At 36.6% G+C, this 20,727-nt stretch carries 19 protein-coding genes and 2 tRNA genes; 2 read left to right on the top strand and 19 right to left on the bottom strand.

The features are described 5' to 3' along the window. Window positions 1-17 precede the first annotated feature (17 nt). The 7 genes from yihA to B5P42_RS10270 all read right to left on the bottom strand — a co-directional run bounded on the left by yihA (window position 18) and on the right by B5P42_RS10270 (window position 9,461). Window positions 18-614, bottom strand: coding sequence for a ribosome biogenesis GTP-binding protein YihA/YsxC (yihA, locus tag B5P42_RS10300; RefSeq protein WP_002088829.1), 597 nt, complete (start codon window positions 612-614; stop codon window positions 18-20). Continuing rightward, on the bottom strand, window positions 611-2,941 hold the full coding sequence (lon, locus tag B5P42_RS10295; protein WP_002192456.1) for an endopeptidase La: 2,331 nt from the start codon (window positions 2,939-2,941) through the stop codon (window positions 611-613). Before lon ends, yihA begins: the two co-directional genes overlap by 4 nt. Window positions 2,942-3,126: 185 nt before the next feature. Next, window positions 3,127-4,797, bottom strand: a complete 1,671-nt coding sequence (gene lonB / locus B5P42_RS10290) for an ATP-dependent protease LonB (protein ID WP_002034202.1) — start codon at window positions 4,795-4,797, stop codon at window positions 3,127-3,129. Between the two features lie 106 nt (window positions 4,798-4,903). After that, the gene (gene clpX, locus B5P42_RS10285; protein ID WP_000472285.1) at window positions 4,904-6,163 is read right to left on the bottom strand and encodes an ATP-dependent protease ATP-binding subunit ClpX; all 1,260 of its coding nucleotides are present in this window, start codon (window positions 6,161-6,163) and stop codon (window positions 4,904-4,906) included. 264 nt (window positions 6,164-6,427) lie between these two features. Next, window positions 6,428-7,705 carry a trigger factor gene (gene tig, locus B5P42_RS10280; RefSeq protein ID WP_002015345.1) on the bottom strand — a complete coding sequence of 426 codons (1,278 nt, stop codon included), beginning with the start codon at window positions 7,703-7,705 and terminating at the stop codon, window positions 6,428-6,430. 310 nt (window positions 7,706-8,015) lie between these two features. Then, window positions 8,016-9,014, bottom strand: coding sequence for a hypothetical protein (locus tag B5P42_RS10275; protein WP_113734159.1), 999 nt, complete (start codon window positions 9,012-9,014; stop codon window positions 8,016-8,018). Between the two features lie 198 nt (window positions 9,015-9,212). Continuing rightward, entirely contained in the window at window positions 9,213-9,461 is a 249-nt protein-coding gene (locus tag B5P42_RS10270; protein WP_081110174.1) for a hypothetical protein, read from the bottom strand. A gap of 315 nt (window positions 9,462-9,776) precedes the next feature. Between B5P42_RS10270 and B5P42_RS10265 the strand changes: the two genes are divergently transcribed. Next, window positions 9,777-10,391 (top strand): PH domain-containing protein, encoded by a 615-nt coding sequence (locus B5P42_RS10265; RefSeq protein WP_000473869.1) that lies wholly within the window; start codon window positions 9,777-9,779, stop codon window positions 10,389-10,391. Window positions 10,392-10,442: 51 nt separating this feature from the next. Here B5P42_RS10265 and B5P42_RS10260 read toward each other — a convergent pair. From B5P42_RS10260 to B5P42_RS10225, 8 genes are all read right to left on the bottom strand, one after another. Next, window positions 10,443-10,516, bottom strand: a tRNA-Arg gene (locus B5P42_RS10260). Window position 10,517: 1 nt separating this feature from the next. Then, window positions 10,518-10,591, bottom strand: a tRNA-Gly gene (locus tag B5P42_RS10255). A 108-nt stretch (window positions 10,592-10,699) separates the two neighbouring features. Further along, complete coding sequence (locus B5P42_RS10250; RefSeq protein ID WP_113734158.1) at window positions 10,700-11,203, bottom strand: metallophosphoesterase; 504 nt, start codon at window positions 11,201-11,203, stop codon at window positions 10,700-10,702. A 13-nt stretch (window positions 11,204-11,216) separates the two neighbouring features. Further along, the gene (locus tag B5P42_RS10245) at window positions 11,217-11,825 is read right to left on the bottom strand and encodes an XTP/dITP diphosphatase (protein ID WP_113734157.1); all 609 of its coding nucleotides are present in this window, start codon (window positions 11,823-11,825) and stop codon (window positions 11,217-11,219) included. An 11-nt stretch (window positions 11,826-11,836) separates the two neighbouring features. Further along, window positions 11,837-12,574, bottom strand: coding sequence for a ribonuclease PH (gene rph, locus B5P42_RS10240; RefSeq protein ID WP_002015340.1), 738 nt, complete (start codon window positions 12,572-12,574; stop codon window positions 11,837-11,839). Between the two features lie 131 nt (window positions 12,575-12,705). Next, the gene (locus tag B5P42_RS10235) at window positions 12,706-13,755 is read right to left on the bottom strand and encodes a GerMN domain-containing protein (protein ID WP_002015339.1); all 1,050 of its coding nucleotides are present in this window, start codon (window positions 13,753-13,755) and stop codon (window positions 12,706-12,708) included. 130 nt (window positions 13,756-13,885) lie between these two features. After that, a complete protein-coding gene (gene racE, locus B5P42_RS10230; RefSeq protein ID WP_048517140.1) occupies window positions 13,886-14,710 on the bottom strand; it encodes a glutamate racemase in 825 nt (274 codons plus the stop codon). 314 nt (window positions 14,711-15,024) lie between these two features. After that, window positions 15,025-16,350, bottom strand: coding sequence for an MFS transporter (locus B5P42_RS10225; protein ID WP_113734156.1), 1,326 nt, complete (start codon window positions 16,348-16,350; stop codon window positions 15,025-15,027). A gap of 369 nt (window positions 16,351-16,719) precedes the next feature. Between B5P42_RS10225 and B5P42_RS10220 the strand changes: the two genes are divergently transcribed. Then, window positions 16,720-17,403, top strand: coding sequence for a type 1 glutamine amidotransferase domain-containing protein (locus tag B5P42_RS10220; RefSeq protein ID WP_113734155.1), 684 nt, complete (start codon window positions 16,720-16,722; stop codon window positions 17,401-17,403). Window positions 17,404-17,452: 49 nt separating this feature from the next. Here the strand turns inward: B5P42_RS10220 and B5P42_RS10215 are convergent, their stop codons facing one another. The 4 genes from B5P42_RS10215 to B5P42_RS10200 all read right to left on the bottom strand — a co-directional run bounded on the left by B5P42_RS10215 (window position 17,453) and on the right by B5P42_RS10200 (window position 20,710). Continuing rightward, window positions 17,453-18,091 carry a TetR/AcrR family transcriptional regulator gene (locus tag B5P42_RS10215; protein ID WP_001233017.1) on the bottom strand — a complete coding sequence of 213 codons (639 nt, stop codon included), beginning with the start codon at window positions 18,089-18,091 and terminating at the stop codon, window positions 17,453-17,455. A 163-nt stretch (window positions 18,092-18,254) separates the two neighbouring features. Further along, a complete protein-coding gene (locus B5P42_RS10210; RefSeq protein ID WP_044442350.1) occupies window positions 18,255-18,917 on the bottom strand; it encodes a type 1 glutamine amidotransferase domain-containing protein in 663 nt (220 codons plus the stop codon). 107 nt (window positions 18,918-19,024) lie between these two features. Then, window positions 19,025-19,249 carry a spore germination transcription factor GerE gene (gene gerE / locus B5P42_RS10205; RefSeq protein WP_000659484.1) on the bottom strand — a complete coding sequence of 75 codons (225 nt, stop codon included), beginning with the start codon at window positions 19,247-19,249 and terminating at the stop codon, window positions 19,025-19,027. A 165-nt stretch (window positions 19,250-19,414) separates the two neighbouring features. After that, a complete protein-coding gene (locus B5P42_RS10200) occupies window positions 19,415-20,710 on the bottom strand; it encodes a purine/pyrimidine permease (RefSeq protein WP_113734154.1) in 1,296 nt (431 codons plus the stop codon). Window positions 20,711-20,727 lie beyond the last annotated feature (17 nt).

The raw sequence follows: 20,727 nt of genomic DNA, 5'->3' as shown, positions 1-20,727 counted from the left end.
AAAACGCGCGACATTCGTCACGCGTTTTTTGTTTTTGTCATTTTATGAATTGCTTTCCATGCTTCTTCTTTTCCAAGTCCTGTTTCAGAAGAGAATAGAACGATTTCATCGCCAATTTCAACAGCAAGCGTTTCTTTTACAACTTTTAAATGCTTTTGCCATTTCCCTTTCGGAATTTTATCGGCTTTCGTTGCAATAATAATTGTTGGGATTTCATAATGCTTTAAGAAATCATACATCATAATGTCATCTTTTGTTGGTTGGTGACGTAAATCAACTACTAATACAGCTGCGTCTAATTGCGTACGTGTTGTAAAGTAAGTTTCAATCATTCTGCCCCATGCCGCGCGCTCTGTTTTAGATACTTTCGCATATCCATAACCTGGAACGTCAACAAAATGCATCATTTCATTGATTAAGAAAAAGTTCAGCGTTTGCGTTTTTCCTGGTTTAGAAGAAATACGTACTAACTTTTTACGATTTAAAATTTTATTAATAAAGGAAGACTTCCCGACATTAGAACGACCTGCTAAGGCAATTTCTGGTAAATCACTGTCTGGATATTGTTCCGGTTTAACGGCACTAATTACAATATCTGCTTTTGTTACTTTCATTGTTTCACTCCTACTAATGCGTGCTCCAATACTTCGTCTAAATGAGATGCAAGCACAAACGTAAGGTTTTCTTTTACGCTCTCTGGAATATCATCTAAATCTTTCTCATTTTCCGCCGGTAAAATAATTTTTGTTAATCCCGCGCGGTGAGCACTTAATGTTTTTTCTTTCAAACCACCAATCGGTAATACACGACCACGAAGTGTAATTTCACCTGTCATACCAACTTCTTTACTTACAGGAATACCCGTTAGTGCAGAAATAAGTGCCGTTGCCATCGTAATACCTGCTGATGGTCCATCTTTTGGAACTGCTCCTTCTGGAACATGAATATGAATATCGTTTTTCTCATGGAAATCCGGATCAATATGAAGTTCTTCTGCACGAGAACGAATATAGCTAAACGCGGCTTGTGCGGATTCTTTCATAACATCCCCAAGTTTCCCTGTTAAAATTAATTTCCCTTTTCCTGGCGCTACAGACACTTCAATTGCGAGTGTATCGCCGCCCGCTGCTGTGTAAGCTAAACCTGTTGCCATACCAACTTGGTCTGTTTTTTCAGCTTGACCATAACGGAATATATGCTTACCAAGTAAATCAACAATATTTTTCTCTGTTACAACAATGCGCTTGCGTTCTGCTGTAACGATAATTTTTGCTGCTTTACGGCAAACTTTTGCAATTTGACGCTCTAACGTACGAACACCAGCCTCGCGTGTATAATAACGAATAATTTCAAGAAGCGCTTCATCACGTACTTGCAAATTACCTTTTCGCAAACCGTGCTCTTTTAATTGTTTCGGCAATAAATGCTCACGAGCAATGTGCACCTTTTCAAGTTCTGTATAACCAGCAATTGAAATGATTTCCATACGGTCAAGCAATGGGCCCGGAACACTTGCAAGTGTATTAGCAGTTGCAACGAACATAACTTTCGATAAATCATATGGCTCTTCAATGTAATGATCACTGAAGTTATGGTTTTGTTCTGGATCTAACACTTCAAGTAACGCCGCTGATGGGTCTCCCCTGAAATCGTTAGACATTTTATCAATCTCATCTAATAAGAAGACTGGATTAACTGTTTTCGCCTTTTTCATACCTTGAATAATACGTCCTGGCATCGCTCCTACATATGTACGACGGTGACCACGAATTTCAGATTCATCACGCACACCACCAAGAGAAACACGTACAAAATTACGGTTTAACGATGTTGCAATAGAACGTGCTAACGAAGTTTTCCCAACCCCAGGAGGTCCTACTAGACAAAGAATTGGCCCTTTTAATGAATTCGTTAACTTCTGTACAGCTAAATATTCAAGTACTCGCTCTTTCACTTTTTCAAGACCGTAATGATCTTTATTTAAAATTTCTTCCGAATGAGTGAGGTCAATCATATCCTCTGTTGCTGTTGTCCATGGGAGAGCTAATAACCAATCAATATAATTATGAATGACACCACTCTCAGCAGAACTTACAGGTAATTTTTCATAACGATCTAATTCTTTCAGTGCAGCCTTCATTGTTTCTTCAGGCATTCCCGACTGTTCAATTTTCTCACGAAGTTCTTCAACTTCCCCGCCCTTGCCTTCTTTATCACCAAGTTCAGTTTGAATCGCCTTCATTTGCTCACGTAAGAAATATTCTTTTTGCGTGCGCTCCATTGAACGTTTCACTTTTTGTCCAATTTTCTTTTCTAGGCTAAGTAACTCTTGTTCATCTTGAATAATTGAAATAAGTGTATGTAGTCGCTCTTTCACAGATACAATCTCTAAAATCTCTTGTTTCTGCTTCGTTTTAATCGGTAAGTGAGAAGCAATTAAATCAGCTAGTCTTCCGGGTTCTTCTACATCAGCTACCGTTGCAAATGTTTCATTTGAAACTTTTTTCGAAACTTTAATATATTGTTCGAAATGCTCCAGTAACGTACGCATAAGAGCCTTCTCTTCCAAATCATCTTCTACTTCTTCAGTTACTGTTCTAATAGAAACTTGTACCACATTTTCTTCTTCGATAAACTCTACTACTTCTGCTCTATGTAAACCTTCTACAAGGACACGAAGCGTACCGTTCGGCAATTTTAACATTTGCTTCACTTTCGCCACTGTACCTACACTATATATGTCATCTTCTTTCGGATCGTCGATATTCATTTCTTTTTGCATTGCTAAAAAGATGATATTTTCATCCATTGCCGCCTGCTCTAGTGCTTGTATCGATTTATCACGTCCTACATCAAGATGCAGAACCATCGTTGGATATACGAGAATGCCTCTTAATGGTAGGAGGGGCACAATTCTTTCATTCGTATTCATACTAGACATAGCACCTCCATAATAAATTAAACTCCTGTTCAACTATTTTATATTACAATACATCTAGATGCAATTGCAGAGATTCTTCGCAATTGTTAATCCCCTGTTTTTTTGTGCCTCACGAAAAGAAAAAAGACTCCGCTTAAGCATACAAACTTAAACGAAGTCTGGCAAATTTTTATTATTGTATATTCTCACATTGATTGTGCATCTGTTTCGTCCAAATCATTATGTGCATCAAGCTCACGATGCATATTTTCCTGCATAAATGTTAATTCAAATACTTCTTTTAATTTGCGAACAGGAATGATCTCAATTCCCTTTATTGTATACAAAAATGGTTGCATGTTTTCAGCCGGAATGATGACTTTCTTAGCTCCCGCTTTTTTCGCAGCTTTTATTTTTGCGTACACACCACCAATAGGCTTCACTTCTCCGTGGATACTTATCTCACCTGTCATCGCTACTTCATTATTCACATACGTACGATGCACTGCTGAATAGACACCTGTTGCCATAGCAATACCTGCTGAAGGACCATCAATCGGGATACCACCAGGAAAATTAATATGTATATCATACCCTTCTGGCAACACATCTAGAGAACGAAGTACTGTTAACACATTATCAACAGAACCTTTCGCCATACTTTTACGGCGGATTGATTTCGTTTGATTTCCAATACTTTCCTCTTCTACAATTCCAGTGACATTTACTGATCCTTTATCTTTCGCAGGAATAGCTGTTACCTCAATTTCTAATAACGCACCTGTATTCGGCCCATATACAGCAAGCCCGTTCACAAGACCGATTCTCGGAATTGGATAAATACGTTTTTCGTACTTTGGTGTAAGCTGACTAGAATGAACAACCCACTCAATATCTTCATCTTTAATGAAAGGTCGTTCTTCATTTATCGCCATACCAGCAGAAATTTGCACGAGATTAATTGCTTCTCGCCCATTTCTTGCATACATTCCAATCATTTCGATACCGTTCTCACCTACTTGCATCTCCACTTTGTCAGCTGCATTTTTCGCTACTTTTTGAATTTCTTCTGTATCTAACTCACGGAAGAACACTTCTAAACAACGCGACCTAATTGCTGGAGGAATTTCCTCTGGTGAACGTGTTGTTGCACCAACTAAGCGAAAATCTGCAGGTAAACCTTTTTGAAAAATATCATGTATATACGTTGGAATCATCGAATTTTCTTCACTATAATACGCACTTTCCAAAAACACTTTCCGATCTTCTAACACTTTTAGCATTTTATTCATTTGAATTGGATGTAATTCACCAATCTCATCAATGAACAAAATACCACCATGCGCATCTGTTACAGCCCCTTTTTTCGGTTGCGGGATACCCGCTTGTCCCATTGCACCTGCTCCTTGATAAATAGGATCATGCACTGAACCAATTAATGGATCCGCAATACCACGCTCATCAAACCTAGCTGTCGTCGCATCAAGTTCGATAAATGTTGCATTTGTACGAAATGGAGATTTCGGATTTCGTTTCGCTTCTTCTAATACAAGGCGTGCTGCCGCTGTCTTTCCGACACCTGGCGGACCGTATATGATCACATGTTGCGGATTAGGACCACAAAGAGCCGCTTTTAACGACTTAATCCCGTCTTCTTGCCCTACAATGTCTATAAAGGATGTAGGACGTACCTTTTCCGCAAGCGGCTCTGTTAAAGAAACCTCACGCATTTTACGAAGCTGCTCTAATTCTTTTTTCGATTCTCGATCAATTGAAACTTTTTGTGTTCGCTGATTTCGAAGTAAATGCCAAAAATACAATCCGACAATTACGCCAAAAACAAGTTGAACAAGTAAAAATATATTTGTCCAGCTCATAATTCATTTCCTCCCGCTATGTTTTACCTTTTAGTATTTCCTGGGAGGAATAGTGCTAAACATAAAGAAAAACAGCAATTATAAAAATTGCTGTTTCTTCTTCGCATTATGCAGATGTTTTTGTATCAAGTACAGTACCGTCTTGTAACACCAATTTCGGCGGTTCATTATCAGCTACTGTTTCTTTCGTAAGAATACACTTCTCGATATCTTTGCGAGATGGAAGTTCGAACATTACATCAAGCATCAAGCCTTCAATAATAGAACGAAGTCCACGAGCACCTGTTTTACGTTCAATTGCTTTTTTCGCAATCTCAACTAGTGCACCTTCTTCAAACTCTAACTCAACATCGTCAAGCTCCAATAATTTTTGGAATTGCTTAACAAGTGCATTTTTCGGTTTAGTTAAAATATCTACAAGAGCATCTTCATCAAGCGGCTCTAGGTTCGCAATAACTGGAAGACGACCGATAAACTCCGGAATTAAACCGAATCTTAAAAGATCCTCTGGTAAAACGTGAGATAAAACATGCTTCTCATTTACATCAGCATTTTTCTTCTCAGCACCAAATCCAATTACTTTCTCACCAAGGCGACGTTTAATAATAGGCTCGATGCCATCAAACGCTCCACCACAAATGAATAGGATGTTCGTTGTATCAATTTGAATAAACTCTTGATGCGGGTGCTTACGACCACCTTGAGGTGGAACGCTCGCTACAGTACCTTCTAAAATTTTCAGAAGTGCCTGCTGTACACCTTCACCAGATACATCACGTGTAATTGATGGATTTTCGGACTTACGTGCCACTTTATCAATCTCATCAATATAAATAATTCCTTTTTCCGCTTTTTCTACATCGTAATCAGCCGCTTGAATTAGTTTTAGTAAGATGTTTTCTACATCTTCCCCAACGTATCCAGCTTCTGTTAAAGATGTTGCGTCCGCGATTGCAAATGGAACATTTAAAATACGCGCTAATGTTTGTGCCAATAATGTTTTACCACTACCAGTTGGCCCAATAAGTGAAATATTACTCTTCGCTAATTCTACATCATCAATTTTGCTGTTAGAATTAATGCGTTTGTAATGGTTATATACCGCTACCGCTAGTGCTTTTTTCGCGTTATCTTGTCCGATGACATACTCATCTAAGATTTCACGAATTTCTACCGGTTTCGGTACATCTTTGAATTCTACTTCTTCGTCCTTCGCAAGCTCCTCTTGTACAATTTCAGTACAAAGCTCGATACACTCGTCACAAATGTAAACACCTGGACCTGCAACTAACTTTCGAACTTGCGTTTGTGTTTTACCACAGAAAGAACATTTTAATTGACCTTTTTCATCATTAAATTTAAACATATTTTCACACCCCTTACAAAGTGCTAACCTCTTGCCTTCGTATGTACACGATAAATGTATCGTATGTAAATACATATTATGTCACTACGTAGCGAGAAATACAAATAATATGACTAGTTATGTACAAATAAAAAAATTTTAAAACTTTTGAAATATGTATATTCGACTTACAAAGGCACTTTTCCTTCTTCATCGAAAAGTTTTATAAATATATTTCTATATTTATAAAACAAGGCACGATTAAAATCGCGCCTTGTTATTTTATTATGCAGCGTTGTCTACTAAGAAGTCTACAGCTTTACGCACTTTAAGGTCTTCAGATAAAGCGTCTACGCTTCCAAGAGCTTGCTTGATAGCGTCTACTGGCATACCGTACATTTCAGCCATTTTTTCAACTTCTGCAGTTACTTCTTCTTCAGTAACTTCGATGTTTTCAGCTTCAATGATAGCTTCAAGAACAAGATTGATTCTTACACGTTTTTGTGCGTCCTCTTTCATTTGCTCTTTTAATTTGTCAGCGTCAGTACCTGTGAATTGGTAGTAAAGCTCAAGGTTCATACCTTGTTGGCTTAAACGTTGCTCGAATTCACGAACCATACGATCTAACTCAGTGTCGATCATAGCTTCTGGAATGTCGATTTCAGCGTTAGCAGCAGCTAATTCTACTACTTCGTCACGTACTTTGTGCTCAGCTTCGTGCTTTTTGCCTTCTTCTAAGTTTGTACGAAGTTTTGTTTTTAATTCATCAAGAGTTGCAACTTCTTCGTCAGCATCTTTAGCGAACTCGTCGTTTAACTCAGGAAGTTCTTTTGTTTTGATTTCGTGAATTGTTACTTTGAATGTTGCTGGTTTACCAGCTAATTCAGCAGCATGGTACTCTTCTGGGAATGATACTTCAACTTCTTTAGAATCACCAGATTTAAGACCAATTACTTGCTCTTCGAAACCTGGGATGAAAGTACCAGAACCGATTGCAAGAGAATAGTTTTCGCCTTTTCCGCCTTCAAATGCTTCGCCATCAACGAAACCTTCGAAGTCGATTACAGCTGTATCACCATCTGCAGCAGTTCCGTCTTCTTTAACAACTAGTTCAGCTTGACGCTCTTGTAAAGCTTTTACTTCGTTCTCTACATCCTCGTCAGTTACAGTTGTTTCAACTTTTTCTACTGCTAAACCTTTGTAATCACCTAATTTAACTTCAGGTTTTACAGTAACTTTTGCAGTGAAAATTAAGTTTTGGCCTTTTTCGAATTTCTCGATGTCAATCTCAGGATGAGCAACTGGGAAGATACCAGCTTCATCGATTGCTTCACCGTATGCTTTTGGTAAGATGATATCTAAAGCATCTTGGTATAAAGATTCAATACCAAAGCGTTGTTCGAATAATGGACGAGGCATTTTTCCTTTACGGAAACCTGGTACATTAATTGTTTTTACTACTTTTTTGAATGCAGCGTCGATAGAGTTATTTACTTCTTTAGCATCAACTTCGATTGTTAAAACGCCAACGTTACCTTCTAATTTTTCCCATTTTGTAGACATTTATTCTTTCCCTCCAACTATAATAATGTATGCACATACCTCTATAGATCAAAATTTTTATTATCTCTTTCTTGAAATAACAAATGTACAAATAACCCTCTAGCAAAAAGCTTTCAGATACAATGTTCCAATCTACTAATTGTCTAAAAGACAACTACGGTATATTTTGTTCGAGACTAATATGAAACATATTAAGTAAGAGAATTATACTCCTCTTCTCTTACAAACAGGCAGATTTCTGCCTTTTGCAACCCTTACATTATAACATAGAATGTGCTCGTTTCAATAACTGAACGATTCTTTTTCATAATTATACGGGCAAATAACCTTCTCTTTCAATGCACAGTAACCATTGATAGGCAATATGAAATTCCTCAAACTCAATATTGTATGCTGTCATAAGTTCTTCTTCATCAATAGCCAATCCGAAACGCTTTCTTCCAATTCTCTCTAAGACAGCAGCCCAAATTTCTACTTTATCCATTAATAGAGGGAACGGAAAAATGCTAATTTGTAATTCTTTCCAGTATGTAACCATCGTACTAAATATATCTGGATAATTTTGCTCTAATCGGTTTGAGAATTTATGTATAATTTTATCGGATTGCTCCTCATTATGACCTGTAAATGCTGGAATCACCTTTATCGTATTTCCAAACTTCTCTACTTCTATCTCTTCTTCTATTTGATTTTCTACCATTTTATACAAAATAGAAGTTTTTAAATAAGGGTGCTGATCTTCGTCTATTAAAAATTTCTTTAAAGTAGGAAGTGCGAGATCCAGGTCTTTTAACGAAAGTTTCTGGATCACTCTTAGCTTTTGACCAAAGTTTTCTCCAAAAAGCCCATCGGTAAATTCTTCTAATTCAAAATTCGACTCCACTAGCGGTATATCTTCTTCATTCAGCATCCCTTGTGCAAACAAAGCAAGCTGCGCCAATTTTTCCTTTTGCTCAGGAATTATATCTTTCGTTTGCAAAACTTCCTCAACAGTTTCAATGACACCTTCATAATCATTTGTTTGAACTAAAATAGTTACATACGTTTCAAGAATATCACCAAATAATACAGCTCCTGTTTCAAGTAACTGCTCACATTTTTCTTTCGCATCTTCCATACGTTTTAATTCTAGCAAACAAATAACGGAAGCTAATTCTGTTTGTTCCGTTTCTGCATTATACTGACGTAATATTTCAAAGCAGCGCAATGCATCTTCGAATTCCCGCTCTTTCAACGCTAAAAAACCTTTATCAATATAGCGTTCTGATAGTTGCGGAAACAATACGACCGTATTTTCTTTTTTATCCATACGTCCGCCTCTTTTTCTAGATTTTAATGATCTTCAAAGTAAATATATCAAATGCGTAATGAGAACACAACATTCCAAAATTATTTATTTGAAATATAGGAATATTCTATTTTCATAACGAAAAAGCAACAAACTTCTAAATGAAATTCATTTTTCACAAACAAAAACCCTCAGCAACAGACGGCAGAGGGTTCATCATTAATGGAAAGCTTTTATAATTGTGGGGTATATAACAAGGGTAATAATTTGGAGAACAATAATTGCCATAACAATCATGCTAAAATAGAAGATTAGTTTACTTCGCTTCATTAAAAACATAATAATAAGCATCGTACAAGCAAACAAACTTAAAAAGAACAAACTCGTTGTCGAACTAAGTATACCACTCGGGACAAAGAACAATAAAACTACACTACAAGTACCTATAATTCCAAATAACCATTCCATTCATTCACTCATTCCCTTTCCCTCTCATGGCAGTTTTTTCTACGCTACTAAATGTTTTACAACATCAATTACATATGTTAACTTTTCATACGCCACAAACCCAAAAGCTACTGTTAAACCCGTTACGATTAATCCTTTCATCATCTCTTCCTCCTCATTTATCGTTGTTATCTTCATTATATAAGATTAGTAATTTGTTACCATCGAACTTCCTTACACTTACCTTACAGAGTTGTAAGATTTCAAAAATAAGTTTAAAATCATGTTAATATATTTTTGTACAATTAAGAATTTAATTTACAAGGGGGATTATATATGTTCAAAAAAATGGCAGCTGACGTTTTAGGATTAAGCGATGTAGGTTCCGTTATCACACCAAAAGATTACGATAAGGTCGATGCTGATGATTACGTAATGCATGAAGATGGGGAGAAAATTTACTTTCTTATTAAATCAAAATCGGATGAATATTGCTTTACAAACAAAGGATTAATTCACCTAGATGGTACAAGTGCTACAAGTAAAAAACGTACATTACGCCGCTTTAGCTATAGTAAATATCAAATTAAAAACGTAGCACTTGAAACTGCAGGAACGATTGATTTAGATGTAGAAATTAAATTTCAAATGGGGGATGAGCATTACTCAATTGATGTTCATAAAAAACATATTGAAGAATTAAAAGATTTATATAAGGCTCTTCTTAAAATCGAAGAAATTTCATACGACAACGACATTACATTGCAGTATGCACATAAAAGTTTAGATATGGCATCTAACGCTTTCAGCCGTATTTCAAATGCACAAGTAAATTTAGCAGAACAGTTTAAAGAGATGAACGAGATCGCCTTTAACTGGCTCGTTGATACGAAAAAGCAATATAACGTGAAAGATTACGGTTTTGTCTTTGAAAAATTTATTAATAACTAATTTAAAACAAACAAAAAACCTTGTTATCAAAAGATAACAAGGTTTTATTAGCGTCCCAGGAGAGATTCGAACTCCCGACCGTACGCTTAGAAGGCGTATGCTCTATCCGGCTGAGCTACTGGGACATGGAGCGGGTGAAGAGAATCGAACTCTCGACCAGAGCTTGGAAGGCTCTTGTTTTACCACTAAACTACACCCGCATATGTTATTTAATTTTTCTTCGTTAGCGCCGTTGCCCTATCGACAATATTTATTATATTCATAACCACTTATAAAGTCAACACTTTTTTAAAAGAGGATAATTTTTCTTATCCTCTTTTAAAAATTGCTTGTTCCACCAGCTGTCCATCTAATGTTTCAAAACGAACTTCTATATGATTTTCATCCATTTCTAATAAAGCGAATGTTTTTTCCACACGAGAGCGTGGGAGCAAAATACTTCCTGGATTAATAAATAAAATCCCATCAATTAATTCTGCCCCTAATATATGAGAATGTCCAAAGCATGCTACTTGCGCTCCTACTTCTGCTGCATGATACGCTAACGTTTGTAACGTCATTTTCACATTATGACGATGACCGTGTACAACTAAGAAACGAATTCCATCTACATCAGTTACAATTTCATCTTGAAAGTTAGCATAATCACAATTCCCTTTTACAACTTGGAAACCTTGTAGCTCTTCGTGAGCAGGCGTTAGCTCTGAATCACCACAATGAATCATGACATCTACTTTCCCTTCATAATTCTCTTTTAACTGCTGTAATTCCTTCACAGAGCTATGACTATCGCTCACGATTAAAGCTTTCATCAATCTCTCTCCCTTATTCTTCTAAAAACCATTCTGGGATTTTTTCTTCTAATTTACGAAGAGCGCGTCCGCGGTGACTAATCGCATTTTTCTCATCCGAATTTAGCTCAGCCATCGCTTTTTTATATTCTTCTACATAAAAAATCGGATCGTATCCGAAACCATTTTCCCCGCGGCGCTGTTCTAGAATTTTCCCTTCGCACGTTCCGTTTACAATAACCGGCTCTTTATCTGCTTCAGGGAAAGCAACTGCTAGCGCACAGTAAAAACGAGCTGTACGTTTTTCTAAATCGACGTCAGTTAACCCTTGTAACACCTTATCTATATTCGCCTGATCATCTTTCGGCTCTCCAGCAAAACGAGCTGAATACACACCTGGTTTCCCGTTTAAGGCATCTACAATAAGACCAGAGTCATCCGCAATTACGATGGAATTCAACTGTCTACTAAGACTGTCCGCCTTTAAAATTGCATTTTCTTCAAATGTTTCACCAGTTTCTTCGACTTCTTCAATATGAGGAAAATCGTGTAAAGATTTCACTTCTAAGTCAAATCTCTCAAATAACTCAGCAAACTCACGTACTTTCCCAAGATTTTTCGTCGCTACAACAACTTGCTTCATATTTTCCACCTCTACTCTATATGAGATACGATGTCACCTAACGCTTCTTTTTGCTTTTCAACAAGTTGGAAAATCCCTTGTTCAGCAGCATCAAGTAATTCATTTAATTCAGCTCTGCTAAACGTCGCTTCTTCTCCAGTTCCTTGCACTTCAACAAACTGACCTTTTCCAGTCATAATAACGTTCATATCAACGTCTGCTTTAGAATCTTCAGCATAATTTAAATCTAAAACAACACCTTGTTCTTCAACAACACCTACTGACGTTGCCGCTAAATAATCTTTCACCGGAATTTTAGATACTTTTTCTGCTTGCAATAATTTTTCAAAAGCTAATACCATCGCTACATAAGCACCTGTAATAGAAGCTGTTCTCGTTCCGCCATCCGCTTGAATTACATCACAGTCAATCCAAACCGTTCTTTCGCCAAGCGCTTCTAAATCAACAACCGCACGTAATGCTCGTCCAATTAAACGCTGGATTTCCATTGTGCGCCCTGTTACTTTCCCTTTACTTGACTCTCTGATTGTACGTTGCTCTGTCGCACGTGGAATCATTGAGTATTCTGCTGTTACCCAGCCTTTTCCTTCTCCGCGCATAAACGGCGGTACACGCTCTTCAATTGTCGCTGAACAAATTACCTTTGTATCTCCAACTTCAATTAGTACTGATCCCTCTGGATGTTTTAAATAATTTGTATGAATATGTATATGGCGTAGCTCTGCTTTTCCTCTACCATCTACTCGCATAAAAATAACCCCCTCATAAATACTCTCATTAGTATAGCCAAATTTAAATGTACGCTATGTATAACAATAAAAGAAGGGGAACTCAAAAAGCAATTCCCCTTTCTTACATAAGTATATCAAATTATTCGCGATTAAAAACTACCTGTATTCACGTTTTGTGGACGATCAACAGGTTTTATTAACTTTTCACCTTTCTCATCCATAAGATTTGCTTTCCCATTCACTTCAATAGAAACATTTTTCACACCTTGTTTTTCCGTTAAAGATAAGACTAACGATTTCAACACATAATTTGAAATCATGTTTTTGTCTGGGTTCACAAATATATTTTCATTAAAGTTTAATGTAATATTTCCGTTCTCCACTTTTGGATTCGTAATAAGCTTAGCTCCTGGATTAAAATCATTTAGTAGCGATCCTTGAATCGGACCTTTTACAAGCTCATCCACAATTGCCGAGTAATCATTTTCTTTTCCTTCTGCAACGCGCCTTGTTACTGGTACGTAATATTGCTGCTTATTATTATTTTGCGCCATAAAGTAAAGTGTAACCGGTTTTGTATGCGTCACATCTGCTACTTGTTCATCATCAAAGTTAATTCCATTCGCACGACTTACACCTTCACCAAGCGGTGTACCCGCAACAGGCATCTTCGCTAACTTTTCACCATTTATTTGGAACTGCACTTGTTTTATTTCTGTAAATTGAGTCAAAGTCCACGCTACTGATTCAACAATTTGACGTTCTTCTTCTTTTGAATAATTTTTCATTTCTTTAGAGAAATCAATTACTGCTGTCCCGCCTTTTTTCAAATTCAAGGTCATCGTCGTATTCGCTGGAAGGACTGCTCGAAATCCATTTGGCAATAAATTTGTAACTGGTCCATCTTTCACAAGATACTCTAACGTTTGCTGGACAACTTCATTCGCTTTCGGAGTAGGCATTGCAATAGTTTGCGGTACGACATATCCATTTTTATCAACGAGGTATAACTCTCTATTTACTGTTTGCCCTTGTTTATCTTTTTTAGCAGTTTCTTTCTTTTCACCTTCTGTATACGTAACTTTTTTTGGCGGATCAATTTGTTCTGTCGCTTTCTCTTGATTTAACAAGCCACACCCTGATAATAAAATCGCACTCACAGTAGCACCAACAACCCATTTAAAAGTGGATTTAGGCATGCCATTCCCCCCTAAAATCTAAGTTTGTACTATTATGTATACGAGCTGTTTCATGTTTTAGAACAAGCTATGGCTGCTTATACAGAAAAAACCCCTGATTTCTCAGGAGTTCTCTTATATGAATCTACTATTATTCTATTTCTAAATTGATATGCTTCACATTTTCAATCGGCTGACCGAACCACTTTGATGCAATTTCTTTAAACAGGCCTATTTTACCAGTCGTTAAGAAGAGATGATCACTTTGTTCTTCTCCCTCATTTAGCATCTTACTATGGTATAAAATCGTGCTTACCTCACGCGCTGTTTCATCACCCGAACTAATTAATTGTACTTGATCCCCCATTACCTTTTTAATAACAGGACCTAAAATCGGATAATGTGTACATCCTAGAATAAGCGTATCAATGTCAGTACTTTTCAACGGTTGCAATGTTTCTCTTACAACTTCATACGCCATTTCACTTTCGAAATTCCCACTCTCTACAAGCTCAACGAAAGGTGGGCACGCTAAACTTTCTACCATAACACGGTTATTAATAGACTTTAGCGCCTCTTCATAGGCGCCACTTTTTACTGTTCCAATCGTTCCAATAATCCCAACATGATACGTATTTGTCACTTTTAAAGCTGTACGTGATCCTGGATGAATAACTCCAACTACTGGAATTGGTAATTGTTTCTGCATTTCTTCTAATACAACCGCAGTTGCTGTATTACACGCAATAACTAACATTTTGATATTTAAATCTAATAAATGCTCCGTCATTTCCCACGTAAATTGACGCACTTCTTCACGAGAACGCGGACCATAAGGGCAACGTGCTGTATCCCCTAAATATATAATACGCTCTTTCGGCAACTGACGAATTAATTCCTTCGCTACTGTTAAACCGCCCACTCCTGAATCAATAACACCGATCGCTCTATTCAACTTAATCACCCGTTTTCTCATTCATCATCTTTTATGTTTATCAGTATATTTTACACACTTTAAGTTCGCTAACTTAAAGTGCCCCTGTATAAAAATTTTCATTTGTACCTATATAGATCAGGACCTTTTTTATTTTGCTCCTTTTTTTCATAATTTGCAAGACAGAAAAATAACCGATCTTCTATATGAAAGTCGGTTTCTTCTATATAAATTGCGTATTTACCCCGCTCTTTGCCGGACAGTAAGACCCCCACCTCAAAATTCAGCGAAAGCAAAGAAGTTATATGGGGGCTAATAATTAGTGGGGGATGCCCCCCACTAATTAAAGTTTCACTTTATTGCTCCATCTTTTTTTGGAAAGAAGACATTCCTATTAATAAGAAGAAATGAGCAGAAATTAAAATGATGATTAAAATAAAATTCAAACGATAACTATTTGTAGATTCCATAACTTTGCTCGCTACAGCTGGCCCAAATGCCATACCGAAAAAGTTAATTAAATTATATAAACCAAGACCGACTCCAACTTTAGCTGGATGTAATGTTTTCGGTATAAATGTGTTTAATGATACTTGAATAGCTGAATAACTCATAAATGTTAAAATAACCGCCACTAAAATAATGATTAAGTTCCCGTTCGGAATAAGCCCTAAAATTAAAAAGCCAACGATCATAATGACGGACGCTACATAAATCATATTCACATTTCCAAACGAAGGGACAATCTTTCCCGTAATAAAACTAGATACAATACCAAAGAGTGATGCAACAAACAATGCAATTCCGATAACGAATGGCGACAATCCGTGCCCTCTTCCTAACAGTAATGGTAATAATAACAAACTAGCACATAGCGCAACATTAATTATAAACCCGACCGCTATTAAACGAAGAAATGGTTTGTTCGAAAATAACTCAATATCAATAAATGGATGCTCCGCGTTCTTCATACGAACCGTGAATAAAAATAAGAAAGCTACCGATAACACAAATAGCCAACTATTAATATTGACACCTAATAAAACAGTCGTAATGAATGCAAATAATAACGCCGCTCCAATGTAATCAAAATGAAACGCTTCATCCGTATGCTGCGCTTCTTCTGGCATAAATTTTATAAGCAAGAAAATCCCCACTACTGAAATAACCATAAACAAAAATAAATATGGCCACCCTAATGTATTTGTAATAGCCCCGCCAACTAAAGGACCAATGCCTATCGCTAATGCAATAGAAGAACTAATCGTCGCTAATGCACCAGGCTTCTTAGCAGGAGCAACTAATTTTGCCACTGCAATCATACTAAGCGCAATAAACGCCGCGCCCCCACTCGCCTGCACTAATCTTGCAAGAATGGTAATCGCATAAGATTGATTCATAAATCCAATAATAGAACCCGCTACAAATATGATAATTGAAATAACCAATAGTTTTTTTACGCTATAACGATCAGCCAACTTCCCATATATCATCGAACCAATACCGACAACTAAGGAATAACCTACTACAACCCAACTTACTTTCGATTGACTAATAGATAAATCATTAGCAATATCCTCTAACGCTACATTAAATAAAACCGCATTCATCGGTCCTAATAAAACGATAAAACATAATGTGAAAACAAACCATTTTGAATGGTTACTTATATCTTTCCCCATGCGTAACACCTCTTCTGATTGTAGTAACTGTAAATGAAAAATAAAGTTGTTTAGCTCCTCTATCACTACTAAACAACTTCATCAAATGTATAAATTTATCGCGCGACAAATTGAATTCGAAACGTAACATTATGTTGTTCGATATTCATGGAACTATCATAGTTTCAGCATTACAGTTTGTCAACGAAAAATATACAAAGTAAACTAATTTAGTGTTTTTAGTTTACTTTGTCCAAAAATTGTTATACACTAATTTCGAATCCGGTATAAGGGGGACTGACATGGTTATTCAAATTTGCAATTTCTAACTTAATATAATTAAGTAAATAAAGAACTTTTATATAGAAGAAACATTACAGGAGGATTATGATGAAGAAAAAAATGTTAGTTGTATTAACGAGCGTAGAAAAATACCCAAATTTAAATAGAGCTACCGGGCTTTGGCTTGGTGAAGCTGTCCATTTCGTTAAAAAAGTAGAAGAAGCTGGTTACGAAGTAGATTATGTCAGTCCACAAGGCGGCTATACACCGATTGATCCGCATAGTTTAGCGATGGCGGAGAGCATTGATTGGGAATGGTATCAAAAGAAAGAATTTATGAATCGTCTCGGTTCTACAATGAAACCGAGTGAAGTGAATCAGGAAGACTACGCTGTTATTTATTACGCGGGTGGTCACGGAGTTATTTGGGACTTCCCAGAAAACAAAGAACTTCAAACTATTAGCCGCAACATTTATGAAAATGGCGGAATTGTTTCCTCTGTTTGTCACGGAGCTGCTGGTTTATTCCATATCACATTAAGTAACGGGGATCGTTTAATTAACGATAAAAAAGTAACAGGATTCTCAAATGAAGAAGAGAAACTAGCTGAATTAGATCAATTCGTTCCATTTTTAACAGAAGATGAACTCGTTAAATATGGGGGACTTTACGAAAAAGCTGCGCAACCTTGGGAAGCTTACGCTGTAGAAGATAATCGTGTAATTACTGGTCAAAACCCTGCTTCAGGTGGTTCAGTAGCTGAATTAGTATTAAAACAGTTGCAAAAATAATATGTACTAAAAAAGCAGATTTCCCTCTAGTAAGGGAAATCTGCTTTTTTTACGAAATCATTTGTAGATTAGCTATAATTTCTTTTTCAATTTCAGAATCATCAACTACATCTAAAAATTCCGGTTTAAACAGTTGGTATTTCTTCAAATTGTAGAAATCAAGTATCGCTTGCTTTAACGTAATATCGTACTGAATGCAAAAAGTATGATCTATAATGCGTCTTAACATCACATCATCTTGCACCATAAATAGTTGCGCATTCATTTTATTAAAGTAACCTTGTTCCATACCCGATTCAAAAAACATTTGCAAATTACGATTGCGATTTTGTTGTGCAGCGACTAATTGATCCGACAAATGCGGATACGCTTCTTTCAAATCTTGTAAAAAGACATCCGAAATATACGTCACACATTTTAAAGAATGGATAAACGTCTTTTGGAAACGTTCTGTAAACGACATACTTTCATCTTGATTATCCGCATCTCCTTCAAGAAGATAGTTTATAAAATCCTCTACTACTGCCTCAATAATCTCATCTTTCGAAGAAAAACGTTTATATAAAGTAGCTTTACTAATATCCATATATTTCGCAATTTCATCTATTTTTAATTGGCTAAAACTCGTCTTTCGAATAACGGGCTTTATTTTATTAATATAAGTATTTGCACACGCTACTTTTCTCATTTAAAAGAGCCTCCCCTTTTGTTCATACAAAATAGTATAGCAAATTCATGAATGTTTATAAATGAAGTTATTATACTCATTACGTCTTTTTAGTTTATTACAATTTCAATCTACGCTATACATAAAAAGTACCCGCTACCTTTGTTAGTAGCGGGCACCTTTTCTATAATTTATTTACAGCTCTTTTTATAGCCTTACCTATTCCCACACTAGACTGCGGATTCTGCCCTGTAATCAAACGCCCATCTACTACAACATGCGGCGTGAAATTAGGTGCTACATAAAATAAAGCCCCTTCTTCTTTCAACTTACTTTCTAGCAAAAACGGAACTCGATTTTCTAAATGTACAGCTTTTTCTTCATCGTTTGTATAACCTGTTATACGCTTACCGGCAACAAAAAACGAGCCATCTTTATTTTTCACACCAACTAAAGAACTTACCCCGTGACAAACAGCCGCTACGATCCGGTTATTATTGTACATATTCTCAATTAAATTTGCTACATATGGATTACCTGGAAAATCTACAATCGCCCCGTGCCCACCACCAAATAATACCGCATCATACTCTGAAGAATGAACAGTTGAAATCGCCCTCGTATTTTGCAATAAAGAAGCGACCTGCTTAAATTCACGAGGTATGCCATTCGGAATAGACACTCTATCAATTGGTACTCTCCCGCCTTTTATCGACACAATATCAACATCGAACTTAGCTTTTTTAAATAAATGATAAGGAGCTGCGAGCTCTTCCAGCCACAAACCAGTCGGGTGTCCATTTAAATCATGAGCGCTTGTTGAAACTAATAATACCCTTTTCAACATATCCCCTCCTTACTACCTATTTATGTATGAAACATTCTTATCATTCATATGGAGCATGAAACAAACAAAAAAATAGCCGACCTTTTGTATAAAAGTCGGCTGCTTTCTTATAGTTCGAGCTCTCCCATACGAAGAAGCTCAACAACTGCTTGTGAACGTCCTTTAACCCCTAGCTTTTGCATTGCATTTGAGATGTGATTACGTACTGTTTTTTCACTTATAAACAGTTCACCTGCAATTTCCTTCGTCGTTTTATCTTGAACCAGTAATTCAAATACTTCTCTTTCTCTCTTTGTGAGTAACGGTTTAGATTGATACGCTTTTTCCTTCAACTGGTATAACCCTCCTTGCTTAAGCCAGAGCTGTATATGTGTAAGTTGGGTGTTTATTTAGTCAAGATATTGTATGAACGAAATGTGCAGGTGGTGAATGAAAATGGGCTTTATTTCTTATGTTATTTTAGACTTTTATACAGTGCGTACACTCTTTTTATCCACTTACTTTTCAGTACGCCATATTTGTTCTAGTAATATGCTGACAACTGTACCTACGAACAAACCATTTCCGAATATATATTGCATCACAGACGGCAAGGATTGGAGTGCTCCAGACGGTAAAAACATAACACCACTTCCAAATAATATAGCAACTCCTAAAATCGTTACATTCCTTTCGCTCATTGGCACTTGTTTTATATTATTAAATCCAATTCCAATTAACTGTACGAACGAAGCCATTAAAACGGCCGATGCGACAGCGGATGGTAAAGACGCTAAGTAACGAATGATACTTGGAAAAAGAGACATTACGACTAGTAACGCACATGCCATTAAGAACGATCGTATATATTTTTGTTTTGTTAAGCGTATAAACCCTGCCGTTGCTGGTAACGGAACGACACCTACAGTTGAAAATACAGAGGAAATGATATGTGAAATCCCTCCAACCCACGTTCCATCCTTCAACTGTTTTTGTTCAATAGTCGCTTTATGAATGGTAGCTTGATTAATTGCTATAATAGCTGCCACTGTATTTGAAACTAAAATACATACCATAACGAAACTTGATACAGCCATACCTGTATTCCATTTTGGAATTCCCCACGCGAATATATGTGGAAGTTGCACAAAATGAGTTACTTGAGATGGGATCGTCACTTTTCCTGCAATGAGAAAAATAATCCAGCCACTAATTAACCCTATTAAAACCGCATAACTTTTAACAAACCCTTTTCCGAAGTTGGAGAGTATGACTACGAATAAAAATATGCCAAAAGCAATTAATGCTGTAAATCCATCAATTTGAGAAACAGTAGCTGTAATTCCTAGCATTCCTTTTAAAAATACACCACTTAATTGTAAACATAATAAAAGTAAGAACGTCCCTGTCACGAGCGGCGTAAATAAAAATAAAATACGCCCGATAACTCCCGTTACTCCTAGCCCTATTAAAACAACTCCCGCAACCATCATTCCTAATTCTAAAATTTGCAATGTACTATGTAATTGATCCTGCCCTACAGTTGCATAAGCAAGCACGGTAAATACACCAACCCAAGATCCAGCTGGTCCATCCGCAATCGGAAGCTTATGTCCAAGCCATCCTTGTAAAAAAGAAGATATACCAACTACGAAAAACGTACGCTGCATTAAATAAAATACTTCTTCCGTCGTAAGATGAAATAATCCGCCAACGACAATTGGTAGCGCGATTGAGTTTGCTAATAAAAAAATAAACCATTGCAAAGTTCCCATAATATGATTTTGATTATGTTGATTGTCCAAACTTTTCATCCCTTCTTGCTTCCTTA

The organism is Bacillus sp. SRB_331 (assembly GCF_003264175.1).
GTDB lineage: Bacteria > Bacillota > Bacilli > Bacillales > Bacillaceae_G > Bacillus_A > Bacillus_A mycoides.
Note: the sequence above shows the minus strand (reverse complement) of the source record. Positions and strands in the feature narration are given on the sequence as shown.

Excerpts from the sequence above, each read along its gene's own strand:
- yihA (WP_002088829.1), bottom strand. The coding sequence starts at position 614 with ATGAAAGTAACAAAAGCAGATATTGTAATTAGTGCCGTTAAACCGGAA.
- racE (WP_048517140.1), bottom strand. The coding sequence starts at position 14,710 with ATGAGAAAACGGGTGATTAAGTTGAATAGAGCGATCGGTGTTATTGAT.
- B5P42_RS10270 (WP_081110174.1), bottom strand. The coding sequence starts at position 9,461 with ATGGAATGGTTATTTGGAATTATAGGTACTTGTAGTGTAGTTTTATTG.
- B5P42_RS10250 (WP_113734158.1), bottom strand. The coding sequence starts at position 11,203 with ATGAAAGCTTTAATCGTGAGCGATAGTCATAGCTCTGTGAAGGAATTA.
- B5P42_RS10215 (WP_001233017.1), bottom strand. The coding sequence starts at position 18,091 with ATGAGAAAAGTAGCGTGTGCAAATACTTATATTAATAAAATAAAGCCC.
- B5P42_RS10235 (WP_002015339.1), bottom strand. The coding sequence starts at position 13,755 with ATGCCTAAATCCACTTTTAAATGGGTTGTTGGTGCTACTGTGAGTGCG.
- B5P42_RS10245 (WP_113734157.1), bottom strand. The coding sequence starts at position 11,825 with ATGAAGCAAGTTGTTGTAGCGACGAAAAATCTTGGGAAAGTACGTGAG.
- B5P42_RS10200 (WP_113734154.1), bottom strand. The coding sequence starts at position 20,710 with ATGAAAAGTTTGGACAATCAACATAATCAAAATCATATTATGGGAACT.
- B5P42_RS10265 (WP_000473869.1), top strand. The coding sequence starts at position 9,777 with ATGTTCAAAAAAATGGCAGCTGACGTTTTAGGATTAAGCGATGTAGGT.
- rph (WP_002015340.1), bottom strand. The coding sequence starts at position 12,574 with ATGCGAGTAGATGGTAGAGGAAAAGCAGAGCTACGCCATATACATATT.
- lon (WP_002192456.1), bottom strand. The coding sequence starts at position 2,941 with ATGTCTAGTATGAATACGAATGAAAGAATTGTGCCCCTCCTACCATTA.
- tig (WP_002015345.1), bottom strand. The coding sequence starts at position 7,705 with ATGTCTACAAAATGGGAAAAATTAGAAGGTAACGTTGGCGTTTTAACA.
- lonB (WP_002034202.1), bottom strand. The coding sequence starts at position 4,797 with ATGAGCTGGACAAATATATTTTTACTTGTTCAACTTGTTTTTGGCGTA.
- B5P42_RS10275 (WP_113734159.1), bottom strand. The coding sequence starts at position 9,014 with ATGGATAAAAAAGAAAATACGGTCGTATTGTTTCCGCAACTATCAGAA.
- B5P42_RS10210 (WP_044442350.1), bottom strand. The coding sequence starts at position 18,917 with ATGTTGAAAAGGGTATTATTAGTTTCAACAAGCGCTCATGATTTAAAT.
- B5P42_RS10220 (WP_113734155.1), top strand. The coding sequence starts at position 16,720 with ATGAAGAAAAAAATGTTAGTTGTATTAACGAGCGTAGAAAAATACCCA.
- clpX (WP_000472285.1), bottom strand. The coding sequence starts at position 6,163 with ATGTTTAAATTTAATGATGAAAAAGGTCAATTAAAATGTTCTTTCTGT.
- B5P42_RS10225 (WP_113734156.1), bottom strand. The coding sequence starts at position 16,350 with ATGGGGAAAGATATAAGTAACCATTCAAAATGGTTTGTTTTCACATTA.